General features: G+C 54.5%; 1 pseudogene. It reads right to left on the bottom strand.

Annotated elements, in window-relative coordinates:
* Window positions 1–356 (bottom strand): annotated as a pseudogene (locus tag EN857_RS35080) (hypothetical protein); the annotation flags it as partial.

Genomic DNA, 356 nt, shown 5'->3' with positions numbered 1-356 from the left:
GAAATTTCGGTAAATTTGAATAGGAATTCTGGAGCGGTCATCGCCCCGCGAATGGTGATGCTTTGCTCGAACAAGCCGTCAGCTTCAGCATGAATGAAATTGCCGGAGACCTTTACCCTGTCGCCAGCCGACATGTTCACGAGGGCAGCGTACAGCGGAGTTCCCTTTGCGATCAGGGTCGAATGCAGGACATCGGACAGCGCGTTATTCCATGTCGCCAGATCAATGTTTGGCGCGACGCGAACGACGACGACCGCATTGCCCTCGCCGTTGGTTTCCAGCTTGAGAAGTGTCCCTAGCCATCCTTCAGCACGAAGTTGTCCACCCACTGCTTTCAAGATCGCCATACGGCGTTC

The organism is Mesorhizobium sp. M4B.F.Ca.ET.214.01.1.1, from assembly GCF_004791545.1.
Lineage (GTDB): Bacteria > Pseudomonadota > Alphaproteobacteria > Rhizobiales > Rhizobiaceae > Mesorhizobium > Mesorhizobium abyssinicae.
The sequence above is the reverse complement of the archived record's forward strand: the minus strand, read 5'-3'. Positions and strand labels throughout refer to the sequence as shown.